Raw genomic sequence first — 21,295 nt, forward strand, 5'->3', positions numbered from 1 at the left:
TCATGGAAAAACGTGAAGAACTCTACCGCGGCAAAGCCAAATCGGTTTACAAGACCGACGACGCTGACCGCTTGATCCTGCTGTTTCGCAACGACACCTCGGCGTTCGACGGCAAGCGCATCGAACAGCTCGATCGCAAAGGTATGGTGAACAACAAGTTCAACGCCTTCATCATGCAGAAGCTCGAAGCGGCCGGCGTGCCGACCCAGTTCGACAAACTGCTGGGCGACAACGAATGCCTGGTGAAGAAGCTCGACATGATCCCGGTGGAATGCGTCGTGCGTAACTACGCCGCTGGCAGCCTGGTCAAGCGTCTGGGCGTCGAAGAGGGCATGAAGCTCAACCCGTACACCTTTGAACTGTTCTTGAAGGACGACGCCAAGGGCGACCCGTTCATCAACGAATCCCACGTCGTGGCATTCGGTTGGGGCACCGCCGAGCAACTGGCGCGCATGAAAGAACTGTCGCTCAAGGTCAACGAAGTCCTGAGCAAACTGTTCGACGACGCCGGCCTGCTGCTGGTCGACTTCAAGCTTGAGTTCGGCGTGTTCAGCGACGGCTCCATCGTCCTCGGCGACGAGTTCAGCCCGGACGGCTGCCGTCTGTGGGACAAGGACACCAAGAAGAAGATGGACAAGGACCGCTTCCGCCAGGGCCTCGGTGACGTCATCGAAGCCTACGAAGAAGTCGCCGCTCGTCTGGGCGTACCGCTTTAATCGACGCAAGCATCTGATAGCACGGAAAAAATTTCGTTTGGGGGGTTCGCAACCAACGAAAGTGTTGTTATGATGCGCGCCGTTGGAGAGATGCCAGAGTGGCCGAATGGGACGGATTCGAAATCCGTTGTACCTTCACCGGTACCTAGGGTTCGAATCCCTATCTCTCCGCCATTATTGAACAAGACGAAGCCCCCGTAATCATTGCTGATTACGGGGGCTTTTTCGTTTCTGGCGTTTTGTTCGTTGCGCTTTTCGGGTACAACCTGCCGACTGCATAAAAGGAACAGCTCGATGAGTGAAGTTCAGCCGTTGGCGGGTGATGACGACATTAGGCCGCAGGCCGTGAGTCTGCGCGAGGCGTTCTGGTTCTGGTTGAAGCTGGGCTTTATCAGTTTCGGCGGGCCGGCCGGGCAGATTTCGATCATGCACCAGGAGTTGGTCGAGCGGCGGCGCTGGATTTCCGAGCGGCGTTTTCTGCATGCCTTGAACTACTGCATGTTGCTGCCGGGGCCGGAGGCGCAGCAGTTGGCAACTTACATTGGTTGGCTGATGCATCGAAGCTGGGGCGGCATTGTAGCCGGGGCGTTGTTCGTGTTGCCTTCGCTGTTCATCCTGATGTTCCTGTCGTGGCTGTACATCGCCTTCGGTGAAGTGCCGGTGGTGGCCGGGCTGTTTTACGGGATCAAGCCTGCGGTGACGGCCATCGTGGTGCAGGCGGCGCATCGCATTGGTTCGCGGGCGCTGAAGAACAATTGGCTGTGGGCGATTGCGGCAGCGTCGTTTACCGCGATCTTTGCGTTCAATGTGCCGTTCCCGCTGATCGTGCTGGGCGCGGCGGTGATTGGCTATTTTGGCGGACGCTTGGCACCGGAGAAATTCAGGGCCGGCGGGCATAGCGCGGCGAAGAAGTCTTTCGGCGCGGCGTTGATCGACGACGACACGCCAACTCCGGCGCATGCCCGTTTCAGCTGGACGAAACTGGCCATGCTCGCCGTGATTGGCGCCGCGCTTTGGGCATTGCCGATGGGCGTATTGACCGCGCTATTCGGCTGGCAGGGCACGTTGACGCAAATGAGCTGGTTCTTCACCAAAGCTGCGCTGCTTACCTTTGGCGGAGCTTATGCGGTGTTGCCCTATGTCTATCAAGGTGCGGTCGGCCACTACGGCTGGCTGACGCCGACGCAGATGATCGACGGTCTGGCGCTGGGCGAAACCACGCCCGGGCCGCTGATCATGGTGGTGGCGTTTGTCGGTTTTGTCGGGGCTTATGTGTCGCAGGTGTTCGGCGCCGATCAGGTATTTCTCGCCGGAGCGGTCGCCGCTGCGCTGGTGACGTGGTTCACCTTTTTGCCTTCATTCCTGTTCATCCTCGCCGGCGGCCCGCTGGTGGAGTCGACGCACGACGAACTCAAATTCACTGCGCCGCTGACCGCGGTCACCGCTGCGGTGGTAGGGGTGATTCTCAATCTGGCGTGTTTCTTCGGTTATCACGTGCTCTGGCCGCAGGGCTTCAGCGCCAGCCTGGACTGGCCGTCGGCGTTGATTGCGATTGCCGCGGCCATTGCGCTGTTTCGCTTCAAGCGCGGGGTGATTGAGGTGCTGCTGGGGTGTGCGCTGATCGGGTTGGTGGTGCATTTGCTGCGTTGATTCATGCGGTCAGGCCCAGCCAGCCGTGGAAACCGACGTAAAGCCCAACCGCGATAATCAGAACGCCAGACACATACGGCGCCCTCCGCGCCAATGTGCCCAACCACGGCCAACGATTGGACGCCTGTCTGGCGCCAATCGCCGCCGCAGCTCCCACGGTCACCAGAGTGATCGCCAAGCCGATGCTGAAACACAACACCAGCATGCCGCCCAGCGCGACCTCTTTGACTTGCAAACACAGCAGCAGAACGGTGATCGCGGCGGGGCAGGGGATCAAACCGCCGGTCAAACCGAATACAACAATCTGCCCCGTTGTCACTTCGCGATGGCTAAAGCGCTTGCGAATATCCTCGGCATGCGCGCGCTCATGGGCGTCCTGATAACCTTCAACTGCCAGCGCCAGACCTTCCGATTCGGTGTGACCATGGTGATGCTTGTGATCATGACCGTCATGATGATCATGCCCATGAGCAACGTTGAACATCCGCTCACCCCGCCAGGTCCGCCACAACATCCATAGCGCAATCGCAATGATCAACGCCGCAGACGCCAGCTGAAAGTACGGCTCGGTGGTCTGCGCATCCAGCCCGGCGCCCAGGTACATTCCGCCGATCGCCACCAGCCAGACCACCGCCGTGTGCGACAACGTCGCGGCCAGGCCCAACAGCACGGCCTGTTTGACCGAGCCACGAATGGCGACGATGAACGCCGCCATCATTGTTTTCGAATGGCCCGGTTCCAGGCCATGCAAAGCGCCGAGCAGAACCGCACTGGGGAAATACAGCCAGGCGTTGGCCCCGCCTTGTTGCAGCAGTTGAGCAAAATCGGGCATGTCGGAACCTAGAGGTATTTGGTGATTTGTTTGAACGCTTCCAGCGGTGCGCGCTCGCCGTTGCCTAGTGCCGAGACGGTGTCTTCCAGGCAATGGTCGATGTGATCCTGAATCAACGTGCGCTTGGCCTGGCAGATGGCTTTTTCAACCGCGTGCAGTTGCTGGGCGATGTCCACGCACTCGCGGCCTTCTTCGATCATCGTGATGATGCCGCGCAAATGACCGTCCGCACGCTTGAGGCGTTTGATGATTGCTTCGTGGCTTTGGTGAACATGAGCATGCCCGTGTTCGTGTGTGTGCTTACTCATTTTTTGCACCTCGAAGCAGATCTGAACGTGCGCCAATGCTATCCCCCCTGGGGGGATACTAACAAGCCCTGAAACAGCGCGTCGTGAACCCGTTGCTGTGTGATTAGTTCCGCTCAATTCAAAGCGAGCAGCGCAAGCGGCACACGGCCGTTTCGCTTGATCCCGCGGTTCAGACCATTTGTCCTGTCACTTCAAATTTTTTGAAATTTCCGCGAAGACAATGCTTCACAAAAGGGTAGGCAGGCTTTTAACCCACGACTTGCCACGCTTATCCGACTGAGGAGATTTGTCATGTTTCTACATAACAAGCGACTTCAATACACCGTTCGTGTCGCCCAGCCCAATCCGGGACTGGCCAATCTGTTGCTCGAGCAGTTTGGCGGCGCACAAGGTGAACTGGCGGCGGCTTCGCGCTATTTCACTCAAGCGCTGGCCGAGGACGATCCGGGACGCAAAGACCTGCTGATGGACATTGCCACTGAAGAACTCAGCCACCTGGAAATCATCGGCTCGATCATCGTCATGCTCAACAAGGGTGCCAAAGGCCGGATGGCCGAAGGTGTCGAGCAGGAGGGTGAGCTGTATCGCTCTTTGAATGGCAATGGCAATGACTCGCACATCACCAGCCTGCTCTATGGTGCCGGTTCGCCGTTGACCAACTCGGCCGGTGTGCCTTGGACGGCGGCATACATCGATACGATCGGCGAGCCCACCGCCGACATGCGCTCCAACATCGCTGCAGAAGCGCGGGCGAAGATTGTTTACGAGCGCTTGATGAACGTGACCGATGACCCCGGCGTGAAAGAGGCGCTGGGCTTTCTGATGACCCGCGAGATCGCCCACCAGTTGTCGTTCGAAAAAGCCCTGCATTCGATTCAGCCCAACTTCCCGCAAGGCAAGCTGCCCGGCATGCCTGAGTTCACCAACGTCTACTTCAACATGTCGCAAGGCACCGAAAGCATGCGCGGGCCGTGGAATCAGGGCGACGATTGGGAGTTTGTCGAAAGCCCAACGCCGGCAGTCGACGGCGGTGATGGCCTGGCCACCGTGCAACTGGATAGCGCCGACGAAGCGCTGCTGGAAAACATGAAGATGCGCACCATGTCCGATCCCAACAGCGAGCCGGTTACCGGTGCAGATCTGGGCTCCGGCGCGCAGGCTAAACCAGGCTTGTAAGGCACGTGGGGCGCGCCGGACATCAGGCGGCGCGCCTCGGTTGATCACTGTGAAATCATCAAGAAGAGGATTCGACAATGGCTACTCCACAGGAAAACCTGCTCGACTGGCTGCGTGATGCCCATGCCATGGAGCAACAGGCCGAGCAGATGCTCAAGGCGCAATCCAAGCGCCTGGAGCATTACCCGCAGCTCAAGGCACGCATCGACCAGCACATCGAAGAAACCCTCGGCCAGCAGAAACTCATCGACGAATGCCTGCAACGTCTGGGCGGTGATTCGTCAACGATCAAGGACTTGGGCGGCAAATTGATGGCGTTCGGTCAGGCGGTTGGCGGCTCCTTGATGAGCGACGAAGTGATCAAGGGCGCCATGGCCGGCTACGTTTTCGAGAACATGGAGGTTGCCAGCTACACCGTGCTGATCGCAGCGGCGAAAGCAGCGGGGGACACGCAGACGCAGAAGGCCTGCGAACAGATTCTGCCGCAGGAAGTGGCCATGGCTGAATGGCTGCTCAAGCATTTGCCGCAACTGACTGACGCGTTTCTCGAGCGCTCGGCGGATCCGGACAAGGAAGCCAAGAAGTAACCCTGCTCACCGGCGTCCGCCTGCCGAGCGGGCGGACGCGGTATCAAGCTACGGCGCGACTTCCAGCGGTTTGCGCTCGATTGCCACGGGCTGCAAATGACCCAAGCGGTCGAGGTGATAGCGCTGAAGATCCCGCGCCAGAATCAGTCGGCCGTTATACAGCGCCGCCGCTTCGCTGCGCACATCTTCGATCGACGGACTCAGCGCCGGGTTGGCCTGATAGCGTGCGCTGAAGTGCGTCAGCACCAGATTGCGCACCCCTGCGGCCTCGGCAAAACCGGCGATCGCAGCGGCGCTGCTGTGGCCGTAACTGGCACGAGCGCGGTCGATTGCTGCCTGCACGAATGTCGCCTCATGCACCAGCACGTCCGCCGATTGCGCCACTTCTGCCAGGAGTGCCGGGCGATCGTTATCGCCGCAAACGATGATGCGCCGATCAGGTCGCGCGCTCAGCAGATAGTCGCGTGCGTGCAGCATCCGCCCGTCAACCTCCACGTTTTGACCATGGGCCAACTGACCCCACAGCGGGCCGCGTTCGATGCCCTCGGCGTCGAGGCGCCGCACGTCGAGACGCGGCTCCGGGTCGGATTCGGTAAACACATAACCGTGACACGGCACACGGTGCGACAACTCGACGGTCTGCACTTGGACGTTAACGTTGCGCCATTCGGTGAGCGTTTCCACCGCGTGCAGGTTGATCTCGAAGGGCAGATGCGATTGCGTCACCTCAAGACTCATTCTCAGCCACGGATGCAGCGCCGCCGGCAGAATAATGTCCAGCGGCCGCGAGCGTCCGGACATGCCGGTGCTCGCCAGCAGACCCGGCAAGCCCAGGCAGTGATCGGCGTGCACATGAGTGATGAAAATCGCTCGCAATTCACTCAGTGACAGCGGTGTGCGCAGCACTTGGTGCTGAGTGCCTTCACCGCAGTCGATCAGGTACCAGCCCTTGCCGGCAGATGCGATCAGTGCCGTGGCGCTGACATTGCGCTGGCGGGTCGGCACGCCGGCAGACGTGCCCAGAAACAACAAATCCACGGTGGTTCTCCCTGGCGGTTCGGATTTGACTATGCAGACTGCCAGACGCGGTAACCGCGTGCAGTGCTCGGTGTGCTTTCGACACTCAGCGACGCGATTCGGATCCATCGATATTGTGCGGCAACTCATCGGACACCCGTGCTGTCGGCGCCCGGCCTTGGCACTCTTCTCGCTGGTAATGGTCACAGCGAAACGCAATGAGCTTAGCGGAGGTTAGCTTGCCTAAAAAATCCAGACCGATCGTCGACCGCGCCGACGCAGCGGTCCTTTCGCAGGAACGCAAAGATGTGTTCTTCGCGGCGGTGCAGGTCAGCCGCATGGCCATGATCGTTACCGACCCTGCGCAGCCCGACGATCCCATCATTTTCGCCAATAACGCGTTTCTTGAACTCAGCGGCTACGAGCTGGAAGAAGTGCTCGGGCGCAACTGCCGATTTCTGCAAGGCGAGCAGACTGATCGCGCCGTGTTGCAACAGGTCAAGCAAGCGCTGAAACATCACCACGAAACCTGCGTGGAGGTACTCAACTATCGCAAGGACGGCTCGTCGTTCTGGAACGAGCTGTTTATCGCACCGCTATTCAACGATCGCGGGCAACTGGTGTATTTCTTCGCCTCGCAAATGGACGTCAGCCGCCGCCGTGACGCCGAGGACGGTTTGCGTTACAGCGAAAACATGGAAGCACTGGGGCAGTTGACCGGTGGCATTGCCCACGATTTCAACAATCTGTTGCAAGTGATGATCGGCTACATCGAACTGATCCAGCACACCGCCAAGCGGCCGAGCATCGATCCGCAGCGTATCGTGGTAGGCGCCGGCCACGCCCGTGCAGCGGCGGAAAAAGCCCGTCTGCTGACCCAACATTTGCTGGCCTTTTCCCGGCGGCAACGGCTCGAAGGCCGGGTAATCAATCTCAATTCCATGCTTGAGCGGTCAACGTTGCCGTCGCTGGAATCTGCTGCTCTGGAGCCGCAGTTCGACCTCGCCGAGGACCTGTGGAATTGCCGGCTCGACCCGGCGCAGGCCGAGATGGCGCTGAACCATCTGCTGTCCAATGCGCGCGACGCGCTGAGTCAGCAGCGCCAGCCGATGATCACTGTGCAGACCCGCAATGTCATGGTGCCGGACGCAACGGATCCGCACCAGGCCGGATTGGCCGAGGGACGTTACGTGTGCATCGCAATCGCCGACAACGGTGTGGGCATTGCTGCCGACGATCTTGATAAGGTCATGGAACCGTTCTACACCACCAAAGAGGAGGGCAGCGGCGCCGGCCTCGGGCTGTCGATGGTCTATGGCTTCGTCAAGCAGTCCGGCGGCGTGGTCAAAATCGAATCGACGCCGGAACTCGGCACCACGGTGCGCCTGTTCTTTGCGGCCGACGACAGTCTGCCGACGGCGTTGGAATCGTCGCCCGATGCCGAAAAGCTCAAAGGCACCGAGCGCATTCTGATCGTCGAGGACCGTCCGGAGGTTGCTGAGCTGGCCCGTCTGGTCCTGTCCGAACACGGTTACCGCACCGACATCGCTGCAGATGCGCGCGAGGCGTTGGCAGTACTGCAGGGCGGTGATTATGACTTGGCGTTTACCGATCTGGTCATGCCCGGCGAGATGAACGGGCTGGCCTTGGCACGGGAAATCAGCCAGCGCTATCCGGCCATGAAAATTTTGCTCACAACCGGCTATTGCGCGGACGAGTCGACGCCCAATGAGCTGGCGGACAATGAATTCGAATTGATCGCCAAGCCTTACGCGCCCTTGGATCTGTTGCGCAAGCTGCGCTCGATGCTTGGCTGAAAAAACGAACTGACAGCGCGCGTTCGGCGTCCATCCTAAAGACCGCATTGAGCAACCAGTGAGGGGATCGATCCCCGAGGAGATGTTGGCCATGAGCGATTATCCGATGGACGAAACCGATTCCGATCACCGCAACCGCCAGTTCGGCCAGGCGCTGGGGCTGGATGCTGACGAAGTGGAGCTTTGGGTCAGCGCGATTGAGGAAGACGGCAGCGGCATGGGCTACGTCGTGCACTTTTCCAGCGAGACGCCGGTGGATGTGCTGGCCAAGGTGCAAGGGCTGGGCGAAGACCTGATGATCAATATCGGGCCGATTGACTGAGCGTCAGGGAGGGCGATCCATGCAGGACCAACCAGTCGTGGTGATTTGCGGCGCCAGTGCCGGCGTCGGGCGTGCGGTGGCTCACCGGTTTGCCGCCGGCGGCTACCGCATCGGCTTGCTGGCGCGGGATCCGGCGGGACTGGCCGCTACGCAGGAAGAGCTGCAATCGTATGGCGTCCAGGTGGAAACGGTCAGCGTTGATGTCGCCGATGCGCTGGCTGTGCAGGAGGCCGCGCAGCAACTGGAAGCCAACCTCGGGCCGCTGGCAGTGTGGGTCAACGCAGCGATGGTTACGGTGCTTTCGCCGATAGAACAGTTGTCCGCCGCCGAGATCGAGCGCGTCACTCAAGTGACCTATCTGGGCACCGTTCACGGTACCTTGGCAGCATTGTCGTTGATGCGTCCACGCAACAAAGGATTGATCATCCAGGTCGGCTCGGCGCTGGCCTATCGCGCCATTCCATTGCAGGCCGCCTATTGCGGGGCAAAGTTCGCTGTACGCGGTTTTACTGATTCATTGCGCTGTGAGTTACTGCATGAGCGTAGCCGTATCCGCGTATGCATGGTGCAATTGCCGGCGATCAATACGCCGCAGTTCGACTGGGCGCGTAACAAACTGCCCAAGCGCCCGCAACCGGTGCCACCGATCCACGACCCCGACGTGGCAGCGCGGGCGATTTTCAGTGTGGTCAGGCATCCACCTCGCGAGCTGTGGCTCGGAGGATCGACGATCAAAGCGATTATTGGCCAATCGGTCATGCCGGGTTTGCTCGACCGTCTGATGGCGCGCGCCGCCTGGTCCGGCCAGCAAACTGACGAGCCTGAGGACAACGAGCACCCCGACAACCTGTTCGAGGCGCAGCCGGGATTGCATCAGACCCGTGGCCGCTTCGTCGGCCGATCAAAGGACGCGGCGCTGGCCTTGACCTCGACACAAGTGCTGGCAGTGTCTGCGCTGATCGCCGGCCTCGTGGGCGTGGTGCTTCTACAGCTCTGAGGGTCGCCAGCGAAACCAGCGATAGCCGAAGCCGGCCAGGGCCAGATTGCCTCGGTCCGGCGCGGCATATTTCCGGTCTGCGAGGATCGGTTCATAGTCTTGCAAAACGATATCGAGCGTGTCGTCGAGACTCACCGGTTTATCGCTGAGATTGCACAACATCACTGTGCACGACTGCGCCCGGTGCACGATGGCGAATACTGCAGGATGACCGCTCTCGAGTATTTGCCATTGGCCTTCACCGACTTCAGCAAGGTTCGCGCGCGCTCGCAGGATGCGTCGGCAACGACTCAGCAACGAGCGGTCATCCGCTTGCTGCGCGGCGACGTTCAGCTGCGCAAAAGCAAACGGCCCATGGTTGACCACCGGTGCGGCCAGCCTGGCTGACGCGGCGGTTGAAAACCCGGCGTTGCGCTCGGCTGACCACTGCATCGGTGTACGCACCGAGAGTCTTTCCGGACGACGCAAATCATCGCCCATGCCGATTTCTTCGCCGTAACGCAGAATCGGCGTACCGGGCAGCGACGCCAGCAGTGCCTGGGCCAGGGCCTGATGACCGACATCCCCGCGCAGCATCGGCGCCAGGCGACGTCGGATCCCGCGTCCATATACGCGCATGTGCGGATCCGGCGCGAACACTTCCATGACTTCCTTGCGCTCGCGCTCGGTCAAACGTTCCAGATCCAGCTCATCATGGTTGCGCAGCCACACGGCGTAACTGGCGCCATCGGGCGGTGTCGGGCGCCGGTGCAGCGCACGGATCAGCGGCTCGGCCTGACCGCGAGCCAAGGCCAGGAACAGGTGATTATTGACCCAGAAATCCAGTGCCAGGGTCAGGCGATTGCCGTCACCGAAGTAATGAACGAAGCGCTCCGGCTCGACATCGACTTCGCCCATCAGCACGCACTCGGGATTGATCCGCCGCGCCAGCGTCGACAAGCGCTCCAGCAGCCAGACTCCTTGTTCCTCGTAGCCGCCACCGGCCTGTTCCACCGCGTGGGACGCTGCGTCCAGGCGAAAACCGGCCACACCCAGGTCAAGCCAATAACCCATGATCTGCTCGATTTCCTCGACCACCGCCGGATTGGCCAGATTCAGGTCAGGTTCATGGCGATAGAACAAATGGCGGTAAAACTGCCCGGCCTGTTCGTCCCACTGCCAGATGCTGTCCTCCACCGACGGGAAAATAGGCTGGTTGCCATCGTCCACTGGCTGATCCGACCAGATGTAGTAATCACGATAGCGACTATGACGATCACGCCGTGCTTGAACAAACCACGGGTGCTGATTGCTGGTGTGTTGCAATACCAGTTCCAGCACTACGCGTATGCCGCGCTTGCCCGCCTCCCTGAGCAACAGGCGCCAATCGTCTTCGGTGCCGAAGCGCGGCTCGAGCTGTCGATGGTCGCTGATGTCATACCCGGCATCGCGAAATGCCGAAGCGAAAATCGGTAACAGCCACAGTGTGCCGACACCCAGTGCCTGCAGGTAGTCGAGTCGGTCGATGACTCCGCGCAAGTCACCGCAGCCGTCGCCGTTGCTGTCGAGGAACAGCGATGGATCAATCTGATAGATCAGGGTTTTGCGATACCAGTCGGCGCTCATGATCAGCCCTCGGCCGGGCGCAGGATCAGCGCTTGTTCCGCTGCCAGCGTTCCGTTGAAAGGCTGGTTTGCGGGAACGGTGTCACTGGCGACGTCGACCTGCCAATGGCCGGTCATTGGAAAGCTGTGTTCGCGCTGGTCGAAATTGATGCAGACAATCCGTTCGTCTCCCGCGCAGTGACGCCGATACGCCAGCACTTGCGGGTGTGACGGCAATCCCTGCCAGTCGCCAAGACGCAACGCTTCACTCTTGCGGCGGCAATCGAGCAATTGGCGATACAACGTGAGCGTTGATTCGGCTGAGGCTTGTTGCACCTGCACCGCCAGTTCAGCAGCGTCGGGCGGAAAGGGCAGCCACGGCGCAGACCCGCTCCAGCCGTGTGGCGGATCGGCAGCCCAGGGAATCGGCCCGCGACTGCCATCGCGGCCACCGGGGTCCACGCGGGTCTGCGCATCGACCACGGTATCTTCCAGAGCCAGCTCATCACCTTGAAAAATGAACGGCGTGCCGCGCAGAGTCAGCAGCATCACAGCGGCCGCCCGCGCCCTGCGCAGAGAACCACCGTAACGACTGCGGATGCGTCGGTTGTCGTGGTTGGATAAAGCCCAGGTCGGCCACGCTGACTGAGCGCCGAGGAGGCTTTCCACGTCGCGAATGCACAGGCGAAATACCACCGGATCCCAGGGCGCATCCAGTGGCGGAAAATTGAAGGACATATGCAGTTCATCGCAGGCGCCGTAGTAGGCGGCTACCTGAGCGGTGGAACGGATGTTCACCTCGCCGATCAGTACGCGGTCGCCAGGGTAGCCATCGACCAGACGGCGCAACCCACGCAGCACTTCATGGCTGTAGGGCTGGTCATTGATCTGCACCATGGTTTCGCCGGCCAGGCAGCGCGGATCATCGGCGAATGTCGGATCCTTGCCGACGCAATGCACCACATCGATCCGGAAGCCATCGACGCCGCGATCGAGCCAGAACCGCAGCACCTCGTGCATGGCCTGCACGACTTCGGGGTTATGCCAGTTCAGGTCCGGCTGTTGCGGCAAGAAGAAGTGCAAATAGTATTGCTGGCTGCCCTCGTCCCAGCTCCAGGCACTGCCGCCATCGATGGAGGCGCGCCAGTTATTCGGTTGATCTCGCCAGATGTACCAGTCGCGCTTGCGACTGTCGCGGCTGGCTCGGGATTCGATGAACCAAGGGTGCTGATCGGAAGTGTGATTGGGCACGAAATCCATGAGCACCTTGATGCCACGGTTGTGCGCTTGTGAGATCAGATTGTCGAGATCGGCGAGATGGCCGAACAGCGGATCGATGTCGGTGTAATCGCAAATGTCATAGCCGGCATCGACCATCGGCGAGCGGTACACCGGCGACAGCCACAGCGCATCGATGCCCAGAGCCTTGAGGTAATCGAGCCGAGCGATGAGGCCGGGCAGATCACCAATGCCGTCACCATTGGTGTCGGCGAAGGAGCGCGGGTAGACCTGATAGATGACTGCGTGTTTCCACCAGGGCGATGTCGACATGGTTTCTCCTTGTACCGTGCTTGCGGAATCGATCTAGGGCTTGGGCGGCGTCAGTGCGCCGGCGGAGGGCTTGAGTTTTTCCTGCAGATCCCGAGCGGTTCTGGCCTGTTTTTCAATGCCCGGCAAGGCGGACTGGGCGAAAGCCTTGAGCTGCGGACTTTGCGATGACATCGCTTCTTTCTTGAACAGCATCAGTTTTTGCTCGAGGGTTTCGGCCTGGCTGTCGATGTAGATGCGGTCGAAGGCGTCGTCCCTTGATTCAAGGCGTAGCTGCTTGGCTTTGGATGCCATCGAAGGTTCGGTGGGAACTGCCATATGCTGGCTTTGCCCCAGTTGTCGGATTTGCTTATCGAAACGCTCATGCTCGGCGATCATTTGCCGGGCAAACGCTTTGACCTCGGGCAGGGTGGCCTTTTCCAGTGCTATGCGCGAACTGTTGTGCTGGAACAGGCTTTGCTGTGCCGCCTCTTCGATGAAGGCATCAATAGTGTCCGCATGGCTGGGCTGGACGATTACAGCCAGCAGTGCAAGGCAGATCGCGGCGAGTGATTTCATGGCGCGTAAACTCCGCAGCATCAATGGAGGGTGGCGGCCCGGGCCCGACTCATGGTTGCTGATAGTGGCCGGGGATATTGTCGCCTTCGTCGGGCTTGGTGCGTTTCTGCACCTGGACGTCGCTCAGTGAAGCAGCCTTCAATTCGGGGAAAGCGGTCTTGACCAGGGTTTCAGCGAGACCGGGGTCGAGAGTGTCGCCATCGTGGATCAGCGTGCGGCTTTGCGGCTGGTTGTCGACGATGAAACTGATGAGGTAGCGGTGCTCATGGGACATGGCTGGAATCCTTGAGTGCATGGCAGCAAACATTGCAGTACATGCACCTTTGATGAACACCGCTGACGAGCATTCAAATAAACGCTTTGAACGGCGACAGACGGTGCCGCTTCGCCGATGAAAAGGGTCTCGCTCAAATTTCCTTGATTGGCGTCTCGCCCTGTACGGCTTTGATCAGGTTGATCACGTGCAGGCAATCGGCCTTGTTCACATACGACTCGCCGCTGGCCACCGTCTCGTGGTTGCGCGCGCGCAGACGCCAGCGCCATTGCCCTTTGCCAGTGCTCGGGGTGCCGCGGGTTTGTCGTAGATTTCGAAATACATGGGTTCGCTCCCTGCGATTGATAGGCGCGCCAACCTCTGTGGCGCATCGACGCAAGCCTAGCGCAGCGGTTTTTTTTGGCTATCGCGGATTTGTTTCCAATCGTTCGCGGATGTTTCTGCGAAAGCCGCCGCATAAACGTTTATGGACGGCATCCCCAAGGCCTTTCTACACTGCCGCTATTCCGGGAGCAGGGGCAATGGATGAATCGCAATGAACTACGCAAGGCCGACATCAACCTGATGGTGGTGTTCGAGACCCTGATGCTCGAACGCAACGTGACCCGCGCGGCGGAGAAGCTGTTCCTCGGCCAGCCGACCATCAGCTCGGCGCTCAACCGTTTGCGCACGATGCTTAACGACCCGCTGTTCATCCGCGTCGGCCATCGCATGGAACCGACGGCCCGCGCCGAAGATATCTACCGCCATCTGAAACCGGCACTGGATTCACTGTCGGCGGCTTTGAGCCTGACCCGCGATTTCGACCCCGCCACCAGCACCATGACCTTTCGCATCGGCCTTTCCGATGACGTCGAATTCGGCCTGCTGCCGCCGCTGTTGCGCGCGCTGCGCCAAGAGGCACCGAACGTTGTGTTCGTCGTACAGCATGTCGATTACTGGCGCATTCCCGACCTTCTTGCGGCTGGCGACATCACCGTCGGCATCAGCCAGACCCGTGGCCTGCCCGCCAACGCCAAACGCAAACTGCTGCGCCATATTCAGCCGAGCATCCTGCGCGCCGATGCCTCTGATACACCGCTGACCCTCGACGAATATTGCGCTCGCCCGCATGTGCTGGTGTCGCACACGGCCAATGTCAGTGGCTATGCTGATGAGTGGCTGGCGGAGTTGGGGCGCACGCGGCAGGTGGTGTTGTCGGTGCCCCAGTACAGCGCACTGCCGGCGTTACTGGCCGGCACTGATCTGATTGCCAGTCTGCCGGATTACACCGCCGCGGCGATGGCGGCGTCCGGGTCGCTGTTCAAGGAGCCGTTCCCATTCAAAACGCCGACGCTGGACCTGTCGATGGTCTGGCTCAGCCACGTCGACAGCGACCCGGCCGAACGCTGGCTGCGCTCGCGGCTGGAAGCGTTCATGAGTGAACGACCAACTGAGCACCACGATCCCTTGTAGGCGCTGCCGAAGGCTCGGGCCCGATCGGACGATCTTTTGATCTTGATTGTGAAAAACACAAAATCAAAAGCGCAGCCTCGTTTCACTCGACAGCTCCTGCAGGTAATGCATTGAGCCGACTGTGGTATACGTACGCCCCCGCATCCGCCGACTGGAGATCCGCAATGCCACACCTGCACGTGGAATACACCGCCAACCTGACGCAGTTGAATGCTGACATCGCCCTGATCCGGCTCAACAACACGCTGGTCGGTTCCGGACAGTTTGGTGCCGAGTTCGATATCAAGAGCCGCGCGATCAAGGTGGAGAACTTCAAGGTCGGCACGGCCCTCGGCGAGCGCGCCTTCGTCCATGTGAAACTGGCATTGCTCAGCGGGCGCTCGGCGGAGATCAAAAAGCAGCTCTCGCAAAGCCTGCTGGCGGTGTTGCAGGAACTGTGTGAATGGCCGGCCGGGCTCCAAGTTCAACTGTGCGTCGAACTGCTCGACATCGATCGCGAGTCCTACAGCAAGGCCGCGATCGGCATCTGAGGCTCAGACGCTTTCCAGCTCGCTGCACACCTGAATCACCTGCTCGCGCAGCCAGAGGTTGGCGCTGTCCTGATCGGCGTTCTGGCTCCACTGCATGTCGAGAGTGAAACCCGGCAAGCCATTCGGCGCCTCGCAGTGATTGAACACTGCATCGTTGGTCAGCAAACGCTGGATACGCCGGGGCAGGGTGAGGATGAAATCGGTGCCGGTAATCATTTTCAACGCGGCGCTGTAGCTGTTCGAGCGCGCGACGATCTGGCGTTTCTGCGCCTGCCGCGCCAGCCAGCCGTCGACCATGTTGGTGCTCGAAGTCCACGGCGTCGGGAATACATGCCGACGCTCGGTGAATGCTTGCAGGCTCAAGCGCGGTTCCAGTGGCGTTGCACGCTTGTCGAAGACGCAGACCAAGTCATCTTCGAGCAGCATCCGGGATTTCAGATCCGCATGCTGGCGATGAAAGTGCGGGCCGAAACTGATCACCAGATCGAGGCTGCCGTCGCGCAGCTCATCGGCCGGTACGTCGGTTTCGAACTTGTGCATGTTGACCATCACCGGCAAGTCGTCGAAATCGAAGCGCTTCAACAGACGCGGCAGGATCAATTGCTCGAAATATTCCGGCGCGCAGATGTTGAAGGTCACCGCTTGCCGGCTCGGGTCGAAGGCCGGGGCCCCGGCGTGGCAGAGGTTGATGCTTTCGAGGATCTTCTGCACATGGCCATACATGCTGCAGGCCTTGTAGGTCGGGCGCATGCCGGTGCGGGTATTGATGAACAACTCGTCTTCGAAACTGGTGCGCAGTTTCTTCAGGCAATAACTGACGGTGGACTGACTGACAAACAGCGTTTCCGAGACATCGGTGACGCTGCTCTGCTCGTACACGGCGACAAATACCATCAAATCCTGCATGTCGAGCTTGCGAAGCAAATTACTGTTCAGCATGAGTTCCGTCTCGCTGTGCCCTTGCGCAGAATTCGCGCAAACGTGTGCGTATGATCCTAACGGAACGATGGTGCCAGTAGAAACCCTTGTAGGGCATTTCACGGATACATGTGGGACAGAAACTTTTAGCAACACGACGTTGCCAATCCCGTGCGGGAAAGATGGCCAGAGGCCTCTAGTCCGGGCCAGGCAAGTGGCGCGCGTAGTGGCGTGGGTCGAAGCGCATCGCCATCAGCAGCATGATCACCATCACCGCCGTCAGCGCCCACCACGCGCCTTCGAAATTGCCCAGCCGATCGCGGATCAGCCCTGCCAACAGCGGCGAAAGTCCGGCGATCAGATAGCCGATCCCCTGCACGAACGCGGTCAGGCCTCCGGCGCGCTGCGGCTCGTCGCAGTGATCCAGCGCGACGATCAGGCTCATTGGAAACAGGCCGCCAATCCCCAGCCCCAACAAACACGGCCACAGCAGTACCAGATGCGCCGGGGCGAGTATCATCCCGCAGAAACCGCCGATGATCAGCATCAGCAAAAACGCCAGTATCCCGCGTCGATCATGGCTGCGATTGGCGATCGCCGGCACTGCCAAGCCGGAAATGACCTCCATCGCCGTAAGAAAACCCAACAGCAACCCGGCGGTTTGTTCGCTCCAGCCTTTTTCCACGTAGTACGGGGCGAGCCAGGCGAGGACGCAGGTGTAGGACGCCGTACCGAGGCCAAAGAAAATCGCCAGCAACCAGGCGCGGCGGCGCGTGATGAAAGACTCCCGCTGGGTCACCCTTGATACGGTTTGCGCCGGCTGCAAGCACCAGACCAGCAACGCGATCAATGCCAGCGCGGCCCAGATGGCCAGCCCCACACGCCAACTGCCGGCCTGCGCCAGCACCAGTGGCGCGAACGAGGCGGCAATCGCGGCGCCGCCCATGATCGACGTGACGTAGACGCCCATGCATAACGCCACGTTGTCAGGGAAGCGCGACTTGATCAGCACCGGCATCAACGCCTGGATCAACGCGATGCCAATACCGACCACTATTGCGCTGACGATCAGTTCAAAGGCCGAATCGATAAACAGCCGCGACAGCGTCGCCAGCCCGATGATCAGTAATGACAGCAAAATAGTGCGCTGTTCGCCCAGGCGCTCGCTGATGCTCAGGCCGAAGAACATCGCCAGTCCCATGGCCATGACCGGCAGCATCGTTAACAGAGAGGCAAGAGTAAAGCTCAACGGGATATCGCCACGGATGGCCGAAAGCAGCGGCCCGATGGCTGCCATTGAGGGGCGCAGGTTGAGTGCGACGAGGACGATTGCCAGCATCAGCCAGACAGCAGGGCGGGTTTGATTCATCAGCGGATCTTCGATTGCAGAGGCTGGTGATTAAGCGTGGCGACGCGCGCATCGGCAAATCAGAAAATCCCGGGCCAGACCTAAAAACTCGATAACACCGCACTCCTGCAAGGAAATTGTGAACGGCGAGAAACTGAATAAAACCTGAACCATTCTCAAATACGCGCAAACTTTCATCTCGGTACTCGAAAGCAACTAATCATTAGCATCTTTTTCACGAAAAATTGATCCATGCCTGCCTAAAGTTTGTCATGCCTCGGTGAATGAATTTTTCACAATTGACGAGGCTCTTCTTTCAGGAACTGTCACTCATCATGTTGAAGTTAAAAGCCGTGCGCCCGGAATGGGTGACGTTGTTCGCCAGCGCCTTTTTGTTGCTCGGTTTCAATCTGGTGCTTTGGCAACATCTGTTCGAGATCACCGCCGCCGATGGCAAGGGCATCGCCATGCGCGTGGCGTTCGGCGTGATGATCTTTGCCGCGTTCAATATCGTGCTGACGTTATTCGCTTTCCGGCCACTGCTTAAACCACTGTTGACCCTGTTGTTTTTAGTCAGCGCCGGCGTGGCTTATTTCATGAGCCAATATGGCGTGATGATCGATGCCGGCATGTTGCGTAACTTTGCCGAAACCAATGCGACGGAAGTGCGTGATCTGCTCTCGTTGAAGTTATTCGCTTATATTCTCTTGCTGGGTGTTTTGCCGTGTTTGTTGTTGTGGAAAGTACCGGTCAATTATCGGCGCTGGCATCGTGAATTGTTCAGCAAAGTTATCGTCAGTGTCGCCTCTGCGGCAGTGATCGGTGTTGTCGCATTGGCCAACTACCAAGGCTTGTCGTCGCTGTTTCGCAATCATCACGAAATTCGCCTGATGCTGGTGCCGAGCAATTACATCGGCGCATCCATTGGTTACCTGCAGGAGCAAGTGGTTTCGGCGCAGCAGCCGTTTATCAAGATTGGCGAAGATGCCCAGCGCAATCCCGACTTGCAGTTCCAGCCACGCAAATCGCTGACGGTGCTGGTGGTGGGGGAAAGTGCGCGGGCGCAGAACTTCGGCATTCTCGGTTACGACCGAGACACCACGCCGCAGCTGAACAAGGAGGCCGGGCTGATCGCCTTTACCGATGTGCATTCCTGCGGCACGGAAACTGCGGTTTCGGTGCCATGCATGTTCTCCAACATGGGCCGCAAGGATTACAACGCCAGCAAAGCCAAGAACGAAGAAGGTTTGCTCGATGTGCTCAAGCGGGCCGGCATTGATGTGATCTGGCGCGATAACCAGTCCGGCTGCAAGGGCACTTGCGACCGCGTCACGGTGCAGGATGTCAGCAAGTTGCAGGATCCGGCGCTCTGCGCCAACAGCGAATGCCGTGATGAAATACTTCTGCAGGGCCTGCAAGGTTTCATCGATCATCTGGACAAGGACACCGTGCTGGTTCTGCACCAGATGGGCAGTCACGGCCCGGATTACTTCAAGCGTTATCCCAAGGAGTACGAACACTTCACTCCGGTCTGTGAAAGTAACGCACTGAACAATTGCAGCCGCGAAAGTATCGTCAACGGTTACGACAACACACTGGTGTACACCGACCATGTGCTGGCGAGCCTGATCGATGTGTTGCGCATTAATCAGGACAAAGTCGACACCGCCATGCTTTATCTGTCCGATCACGGCGAATCGCTGGGCGAGTACAACCTGTTTCTGCACGGCACGCCGTACATGTTGGCGCCTGAGCAACAAAAGCATGTAGCGATGCTGGCGTGGTTCTCCGACAGTTATCAGAAGGCTTACTCGGTCGACACACACTGTTTGCAAATGAGCCGGGACAAACCACTGAGTCAGGACAACCTGTTCCACTCGATGCTCGGTCTGCTGGAGGTGCGCAGCAGCGTTTATCAACCTGCCTTGGACATGTTTGCCGGCTGTCGTGGTGCGGTGATCGACGGCGTGTTGGCCAAGGAGTGAAGCGTTTGCGGCCCGTCGCGTCGATGCGACAGGCCTTTCTGTTTCTGCTGTCAGACTATTCTTGCTGACAGGCAAGACATTTCCTTACAGCTCTTGCCCTGCAAAGGCGCGTAAATCGTCGGTGGCGATATATACTGCGCGCCATTCTTCAAGGGAGAGCCGTGTGGCTATCGATATTCACTGGATTCGCGACAACGAAAGCCTCGCGCAGTTTTGCGCCGAGTGGCAGCAGCTGCCGTTCGTTGCCCTCGACACCGAATTCATGCGGGTCGACACCTTCTACCCGATTGCCGGCCTGTTACAGATCGGCGACGGCAAGCGCGCCTACCTGATCGATCCGCTGACCATCAACGCCTGGCAACCGCTGGCCGCGCTGCTGGAGAACCCGGCGGTGCTGAAAGTCCTGCACGCCTGCAGCGAAGACCTCGAAGTGCTGCTGCGCCTGACCGGCAGCCTGCCGGCGCCATTGTTTGACACGCAACTGGCCGCCGCTTATCTGAATCTCGGTTTCTCGATGGGCTACTCGCGTCTGGTGCAGGAGGTGCTCGGCATCGACCTGCCCAAGGGCGAAACCCGCTCCGACTGGTTGCAGCGTCCGCTGTCCGAAACCCAGATCAGCTATGCCGCCGAAGATGCCGTGCATCTGGCCGAGGTGTTCGTCGAGTTACGCCCCAAGCTGTCCGACGACAAGTTCGCCTGGGTGCTGGAAGATGGCGCCGAACTCGTCGCCAACCTGCGCCGCGAGACCGATCCGTACGAGGTCTATCGCGAGGCGAAACTGGCGTGGAAGCTGTCCCGCGCGCAACTCGCTGTGCTGCGTGAACTGTGCGCCTGGCGCGAAAAAGAAGCCCGTGCCCGCGACTTGCCGCGCAACCGCATTGTTCGTGAACACTCGCTGTGGCCCTTGGCCCGCACGCAGCCGGATAACCTCGCGGCGCTAGGCAAGATCGAAGACATGCACCCGCGTACCGTACGTCAGGACGGGCAGTTTCTGCTTGATCTGATCAAGCGCTCTGGCAGTGTGAGCCCTGATCAATGGCCGCCGGCAGTGCCGGAGCCGTTGCCGATCGAAGCCGCTGCGCTGATCAAACAACTGCGCGCACTGGGCCAGGCTGAGGCCGAACGCCTGGGTATTGCGCCGGAACTGATGCTGCGCAAGAAAACCCTCGAAGCCCTGGTCAAAAGCGGCTTTCCCGAGGGGCCTTACCAATTGCCCGATTCGTTGCGTGGCTGGCGCCGCGAATTGCTCGGCCAGAAGCTGCTCGACAGCCTGGCCACCGCCGGAGAACAGCCTTGAAACGTATTTGCTCCATCTACCAAAGCTCCAAGCGCAGCGGCATGTATCTTTACGTGCTCAAGAGCGATGCGCTCGAGCGCGTGCCGGATGCGCTGATGACGGCTTTCGGCAAAGCGAAGCATTCGTTCGATCTGGTGCTGTCGCCCGAGCGCAAACTGGCCAGCGAAGATATTACCGTGGTCCTGGAAAACCTCGACAAGCAGGGCTATCACCTGCAGATGCCACCGGCCGAGGACGAATACATCGAGCACCTGCCCGAAGAGTTGCTGCGACGCAACGACCCGGTCTGACCCGCGAGGCCCTGTCCTGGGCCTCGGTTAACCCTGGAACTGTTTTTACCGCGATGGCCGGCCCCAACCCGGCGGCCGTCTGCACGG

General features: G+C 59.7%; 21 protein-coding genes, 1 tRNA gene and 1 pseudogene. 13 read left to right on the top strand and 10 right to left on the bottom strand.

What is annotated here, in order from left to right:
• Positions 1-2: 2 nt before the first annotated feature.
• The 3 genes from purC to chrA all read left to right on the top strand — a co-directional run bounded on the left by purC (position 3) and on the right by chrA (position 2,366).
• Positions 3-716, top strand: a complete 714-nt coding sequence (purC, locus tag ACZ0AZ_RS15965; protein WP_016771262.1) for a phosphoribosylaminoimidazolesuccinocarboxamide synthase — start codon at positions 3-5, stop codon at positions 714-716.
• Between the two features lie 84 nt (positions 717-800).
• Positions 801-890: transfer RNA gene (locus tag ACZ0AZ_RS15970), tRNA-Ser, on the top strand.
• A 120-nt stretch (positions 891-1,010) separates the two neighbouring features.
• Positions 1,011-2,366 carry a chromate efflux transporter gene (gene chrA, locus ACZ0AZ_RS15975; RefSeq protein ID WP_463537714.1) on the top strand — a complete coding sequence of 452 codons (1,356 nt, stop codon included), beginning with the start codon at positions 1,011-1,013 and terminating at the stop codon, positions 2,364-2,366.
• A 1-nt stretch (position 2,367) separates the two neighbouring features.
• On the opposite strand, the gene ACZ0AZ_RS15980 is transcribed toward chrA, so the two are convergent.
• Positions 2,368-3,198 (bottom strand): nickel/cobalt efflux transporter, encoded by an 831-nt coding sequence (locus ACZ0AZ_RS15980; RefSeq protein ID WP_463537715.1) that lies wholly within the window; start codon positions 3,196-3,198, stop codon positions 2,368-2,370.
• An 8-nt stretch (positions 3,199-3,206) separates the two neighbouring features.
• A complete protein-coding gene (locus tag ACZ0AZ_RS15985) occupies positions 3,207-3,506 on the bottom strand; it encodes a metal-sensing transcriptional repressor (RefSeq protein ID WP_129998945.1) in 300 nt (99 codons plus the stop codon).
• Between the two features lie 291 nt (positions 3,507-3,797).
• Here ACZ0AZ_RS15985 and ACZ0AZ_RS15990 point away from each other — a divergent pair, with 291 nt between their 5' ends.
• Together ACZ0AZ_RS15990 and ACZ0AZ_RS15995 are read left to right on the top strand one after the other, a co-directional pair.
• Positions 3,798-4,682 (top strand): manganese catalase family protein, encoded by an 885-nt coding sequence (locus ACZ0AZ_RS15990; protein ID WP_039760923.1) that lies wholly within the window; start codon positions 3,798-3,800, stop codon positions 4,680-4,682.
• Positions 4,683-4,759: 77 nt separating this feature from the next.
• Positions 4,760-5,269: a ferritin-like domain-containing protein gene (locus tag ACZ0AZ_RS15995; protein WP_039760925.1), complete on the top strand. Its 510-nt coding sequence runs from the start codon at positions 4,760-4,762 to the stop codon at positions 5,267-5,269.
• A gap of 48 nt (positions 5,270-5,317) precedes the next feature.
• On the opposite strand, the gene ACZ0AZ_RS16000 is transcribed toward ACZ0AZ_RS15995, so the two are convergent.
• On the bottom strand, positions 5,318-6,307 hold the full coding sequence (locus ACZ0AZ_RS16000) for a ribonuclease Z (protein WP_129998946.1): 990 nt from the start codon (positions 6,305-6,307) through the stop codon (positions 5,318-5,320).
• Positions 6,308-6,525: 218 nt separating this feature from the next.
• Here ACZ0AZ_RS16000 and ACZ0AZ_RS16005 point away from each other — a divergent pair, with 218 nt between their 5' ends.
• The 3 genes from ACZ0AZ_RS16005 to ACZ0AZ_RS16015 all read left to right on the top strand — a co-directional run bounded on the left by ACZ0AZ_RS16005 (position 6,526) and on the right by ACZ0AZ_RS16015 (position 9,422).
• On the top strand, positions 6,526-8,103 hold the full coding sequence (locus tag ACZ0AZ_RS16005) for a histidine kinase famiy protein (RefSeq protein ID WP_463537716.1): 1,578 nt from the start codon (positions 6,526-6,528) through the stop codon (positions 8,101-8,103).
• Between the two features lie 91 nt (positions 8,104-8,194).
• Positions 8,195-8,425 (top strand): hypothetical protein, encoded by a 231-nt coding sequence (locus ACZ0AZ_RS16010; protein ID WP_039760929.1) that lies wholly within the window; start codon positions 8,195-8,197, stop codon positions 8,423-8,425.
• Positions 8,426-8,444: 19 nt separating this feature from the next.
• Entirely contained in the window at positions 8,445-9,422 is a 978-nt protein-coding gene (locus ACZ0AZ_RS16015) for an SDR family oxidoreductase (protein WP_463537717.1), read from the top strand.
• On the opposite strand, the gene ACZ0AZ_RS16020 is transcribed toward ACZ0AZ_RS16015, so the two are convergent.
• The 5 genes and pseudogenes from ACZ0AZ_RS16020 to ACZ0AZ_RS16040 form a co-directional block, all read right to left on the bottom strand.
• Positions 9,411-11,027, bottom strand: coding sequence for an alpha-amylase family protein (locus tag ACZ0AZ_RS16020; RefSeq protein WP_463537718.1), 1,617 nt, complete (start codon positions 11,025-11,027; stop codon positions 9,411-9,413). The two genes, ACZ0AZ_RS16015 and ACZ0AZ_RS16020, sit on opposite strands and share 12 nt — an antisense overlap.
• Before the next feature lie 2 nt (positions 11,028-11,029).
• A complete protein-coding gene (locus ACZ0AZ_RS16025) occupies positions 11,030-12,556 on the bottom strand; it encodes an alpha-amylase family glycosyl hydrolase (RefSeq protein ID WP_463537719.1) in 1,527 nt (508 codons plus the stop codon).
• A gap of 33 nt (positions 12,557-12,589) precedes the next feature.
• The gene (locus ACZ0AZ_RS16030; RefSeq protein ID WP_463537720.1) at positions 12,590-13,111 is read right to left on the bottom strand and encodes a DUF4142 domain-containing protein; all 522 of its coding nucleotides are present in this window, start codon (positions 13,109-13,111) and stop codon (positions 12,590-12,592) included.
• 49 nt (positions 13,112-13,160) lie between these two features.
• On the bottom strand, positions 13,161-13,385 hold the full coding sequence (locus ACZ0AZ_RS16035; protein ID WP_039760932.1) for a hypothetical protein: 225 nt from the start codon (positions 13,383-13,385) through the stop codon (positions 13,161-13,163).
• 133 nt (positions 13,386-13,518) lie between these two features.
• A pseudogene (locus ACZ0AZ_RS16040) lies at positions 13,519-13,709 on the bottom strand (YegP family protein).
• Between the two features lie 201 nt (positions 13,710-13,910).
• Between ACZ0AZ_RS16040 and ACZ0AZ_RS16045 the strand changes: the two are divergent.
• Together ACZ0AZ_RS16045 and ACZ0AZ_RS16050 are read left to right on the top strand one after the other, a co-directional pair.
• Positions 13,911-14,840, top strand: coding sequence for a LysR substrate-binding domain-containing protein (locus ACZ0AZ_RS16045; RefSeq protein ID WP_039760934.1), 930 nt, complete (start codon positions 13,911-13,913; stop codon positions 14,838-14,840).
• Between the two features lie 164 nt (positions 14,841-15,004).
• On the top strand, positions 15,005-15,370 hold the full coding sequence (locus ACZ0AZ_RS16050; protein ID WP_039760936.1) for a 5-carboxymethyl-2-hydroxymuconate Delta-isomerase: 366 nt from the start codon (positions 15,005-15,007) through the stop codon (positions 15,368-15,370).
• Positions 15,371-15,373: 3 nt separating this feature from the next.
• On the opposite strand, the gene ACZ0AZ_RS16055 is transcribed toward ACZ0AZ_RS16050, so the two are convergent.
• On the bottom strand, positions 15,374-16,309 hold the full coding sequence (locus ACZ0AZ_RS16055) for a LysR family transcriptional regulator (RefSeq protein WP_039760938.1): 936 nt from the start codon (positions 16,307-16,309) through the stop codon (positions 15,374-15,376).
• Between the two features lie 175 nt (positions 16,310-16,484).
• Entirely contained in the window at positions 16,485-17,657 is a 1,173-nt protein-coding gene (locus tag ACZ0AZ_RS16060; RefSeq protein WP_463537721.1) for a cyanate transporter, read from the bottom strand.
• A 314-nt stretch (positions 17,658-17,971) separates the two neighbouring features.
• On the opposite strand from ACZ0AZ_RS16060, the gene ACZ0AZ_RS16065 reads away from it, so the two are divergent.
• From ACZ0AZ_RS16065 to ACZ0AZ_RS16075, 3 genes are all read left to right on the top strand, one after another.
• Positions 17,972-19,621, top strand: coding sequence for a phosphoethanolamine transferase (locus tag ACZ0AZ_RS16065; RefSeq protein WP_463537722.1), 1,650 nt, complete (start codon positions 17,972-17,974; stop codon positions 19,619-19,621).
• Positions 19,622-19,784: 163 nt separating this feature from the next.
• Positions 19,785-20,918 carry a ribonuclease D gene (gene rnd, locus ACZ0AZ_RS16070; RefSeq protein WP_039760942.1) on the top strand — a complete coding sequence of 378 codons (1,134 nt, stop codon included), beginning with the start codon at positions 19,785-19,787 and terminating at the stop codon, positions 20,916-20,918.
• Entirely contained in the window at positions 20,915-21,208 is a 294-nt protein-coding gene (locus ACZ0AZ_RS16075) for a YcgL domain-containing protein (protein WP_016771234.1), read from the top strand. The genes rnd and ACZ0AZ_RS16075 overlap by 4 nt, the downstream gene beginning before the upstream one ends.
• Positions 21,209-21,295 lie beyond the last annotated feature (87 nt).

This window comes from Pseudomonas sp. AC239 (assembly GCF_979258545.1).

What these genes read in the sequence shown, in the direction of transcription:
- ACZ0AZ_RS15985 (WP_129998945.1), bottom strand. Translation starts at nt 3,506, where the DNA reads ATGAGTAAGCACACACACGAACACGGGCATGCTCATGTTCACCAAAGC.
- ACZ0AZ_RS16055 (WP_039760938.1), bottom strand. Translation starts at nt 16,309, where the DNA reads ATGCTGAACAGTAATTTGCTTCGCAAGCTCGACATGCAGGATTTGATG.
- ACZ0AZ_RS16045 (WP_039760934.1), top strand. Translation starts at nt 13,911, where the DNA reads ATGAATCGCAATGAACTACGCAAGGCCGACATCAACCTGATGGTGGTG.
- ACZ0AZ_RS16020 (WP_463537718.1), bottom strand. Translation starts at nt 11,027, where the DNA reads ATGAGCGCCGACTGGTATCGCAAAACCCTGATCTATCAGATTGATCCA.
- ACZ0AZ_RS16010 (WP_039760929.1), top strand. Translation starts at nt 8,195, where the DNA reads ATGAGCGATTATCCGATGGACGAAACCGATTCCGATCACCGCAACCGC.
- ACZ0AZ_RS15995 (WP_039760925.1), top strand. Translation starts at nt 4,760, where the DNA reads ATGGCTACTCCACAGGAAAACCTGCTCGACTGGCTGCGTGATGCCCAT.
- ACZ0AZ_RS16030 (WP_463537720.1), bottom strand. Translation starts at nt 13,111, where the DNA reads ATGAAATCACTCGCCGCGATCTGCCTTGCACTGCTGGCTGTAATCGTC.
- ACZ0AZ_RS16015 (WP_463537717.1), top strand. Translation starts at nt 8,445, where the DNA reads ATGCAGGACCAACCAGTCGTGGTGATTTGCGGCGCCAGTGCCGGCGTC.
- chrA (WP_463537714.1), top strand. Translation starts at nt 1,011, where the DNA reads ATGAGTGAAGTTCAGCCGTTGGCGGGTGATGACGACATTAGGCCGCAG.
- ACZ0AZ_RS15980 (WP_463537715.1), bottom strand. Translation starts at nt 3,198, where the DNA reads ATGCCCGATTTTGCTCAACTGCTGCAACAAGGCGGGGCCAACGCCTGG.
- ACZ0AZ_RS15990 (WP_039760923.1), top strand. Translation starts at nt 3,798, where the DNA reads ATGTTTCTACATAACAAGCGACTTCAATACACCGTTCGTGTCGCCCAG.
- ACZ0AZ_RS16035 (WP_039760932.1), bottom strand. Translation starts at nt 13,385, where the DNA reads ATGTCCCATGAGCACCGCTACCTCATCAGTTTCATCGTCGACAACCAG.
- ACZ0AZ_RS16025 (WP_463537719.1), bottom strand. Translation starts at nt 12,556, where the DNA reads ATGTCGACATCGCCCTGGTGGAAACACGCAGTCATCTATCAGGTCTAC.
- ACZ0AZ_RS16065 (WP_463537722.1), top strand. Translation starts at nt 17,972, where the DNA reads ATGTTGAAGTTAAAAGCCGTGCGCCCGGAATGGGTGACGTTGTTCGCC.
- ACZ0AZ_RS16050 (WP_039760936.1), top strand. Translation starts at nt 15,005, where the DNA reads ATGCCACACCTGCACGTGGAATACACCGCCAACCTGACGCAGTTGAAT.
- ACZ0AZ_RS16060 (WP_463537721.1), bottom strand. Translation starts at nt 17,657, where the DNA reads ATGAATCAAACCCGCCCTGCTGTCTGGCTGATGCTGGCAATCGTCCTC.
- purC (WP_016771262.1), top strand. Translation starts at nt 3, where the DNA reads ATGGAAAAACGTGAAGAACTCTACCGCGGCAAAGCCAAATCGGTTTAC.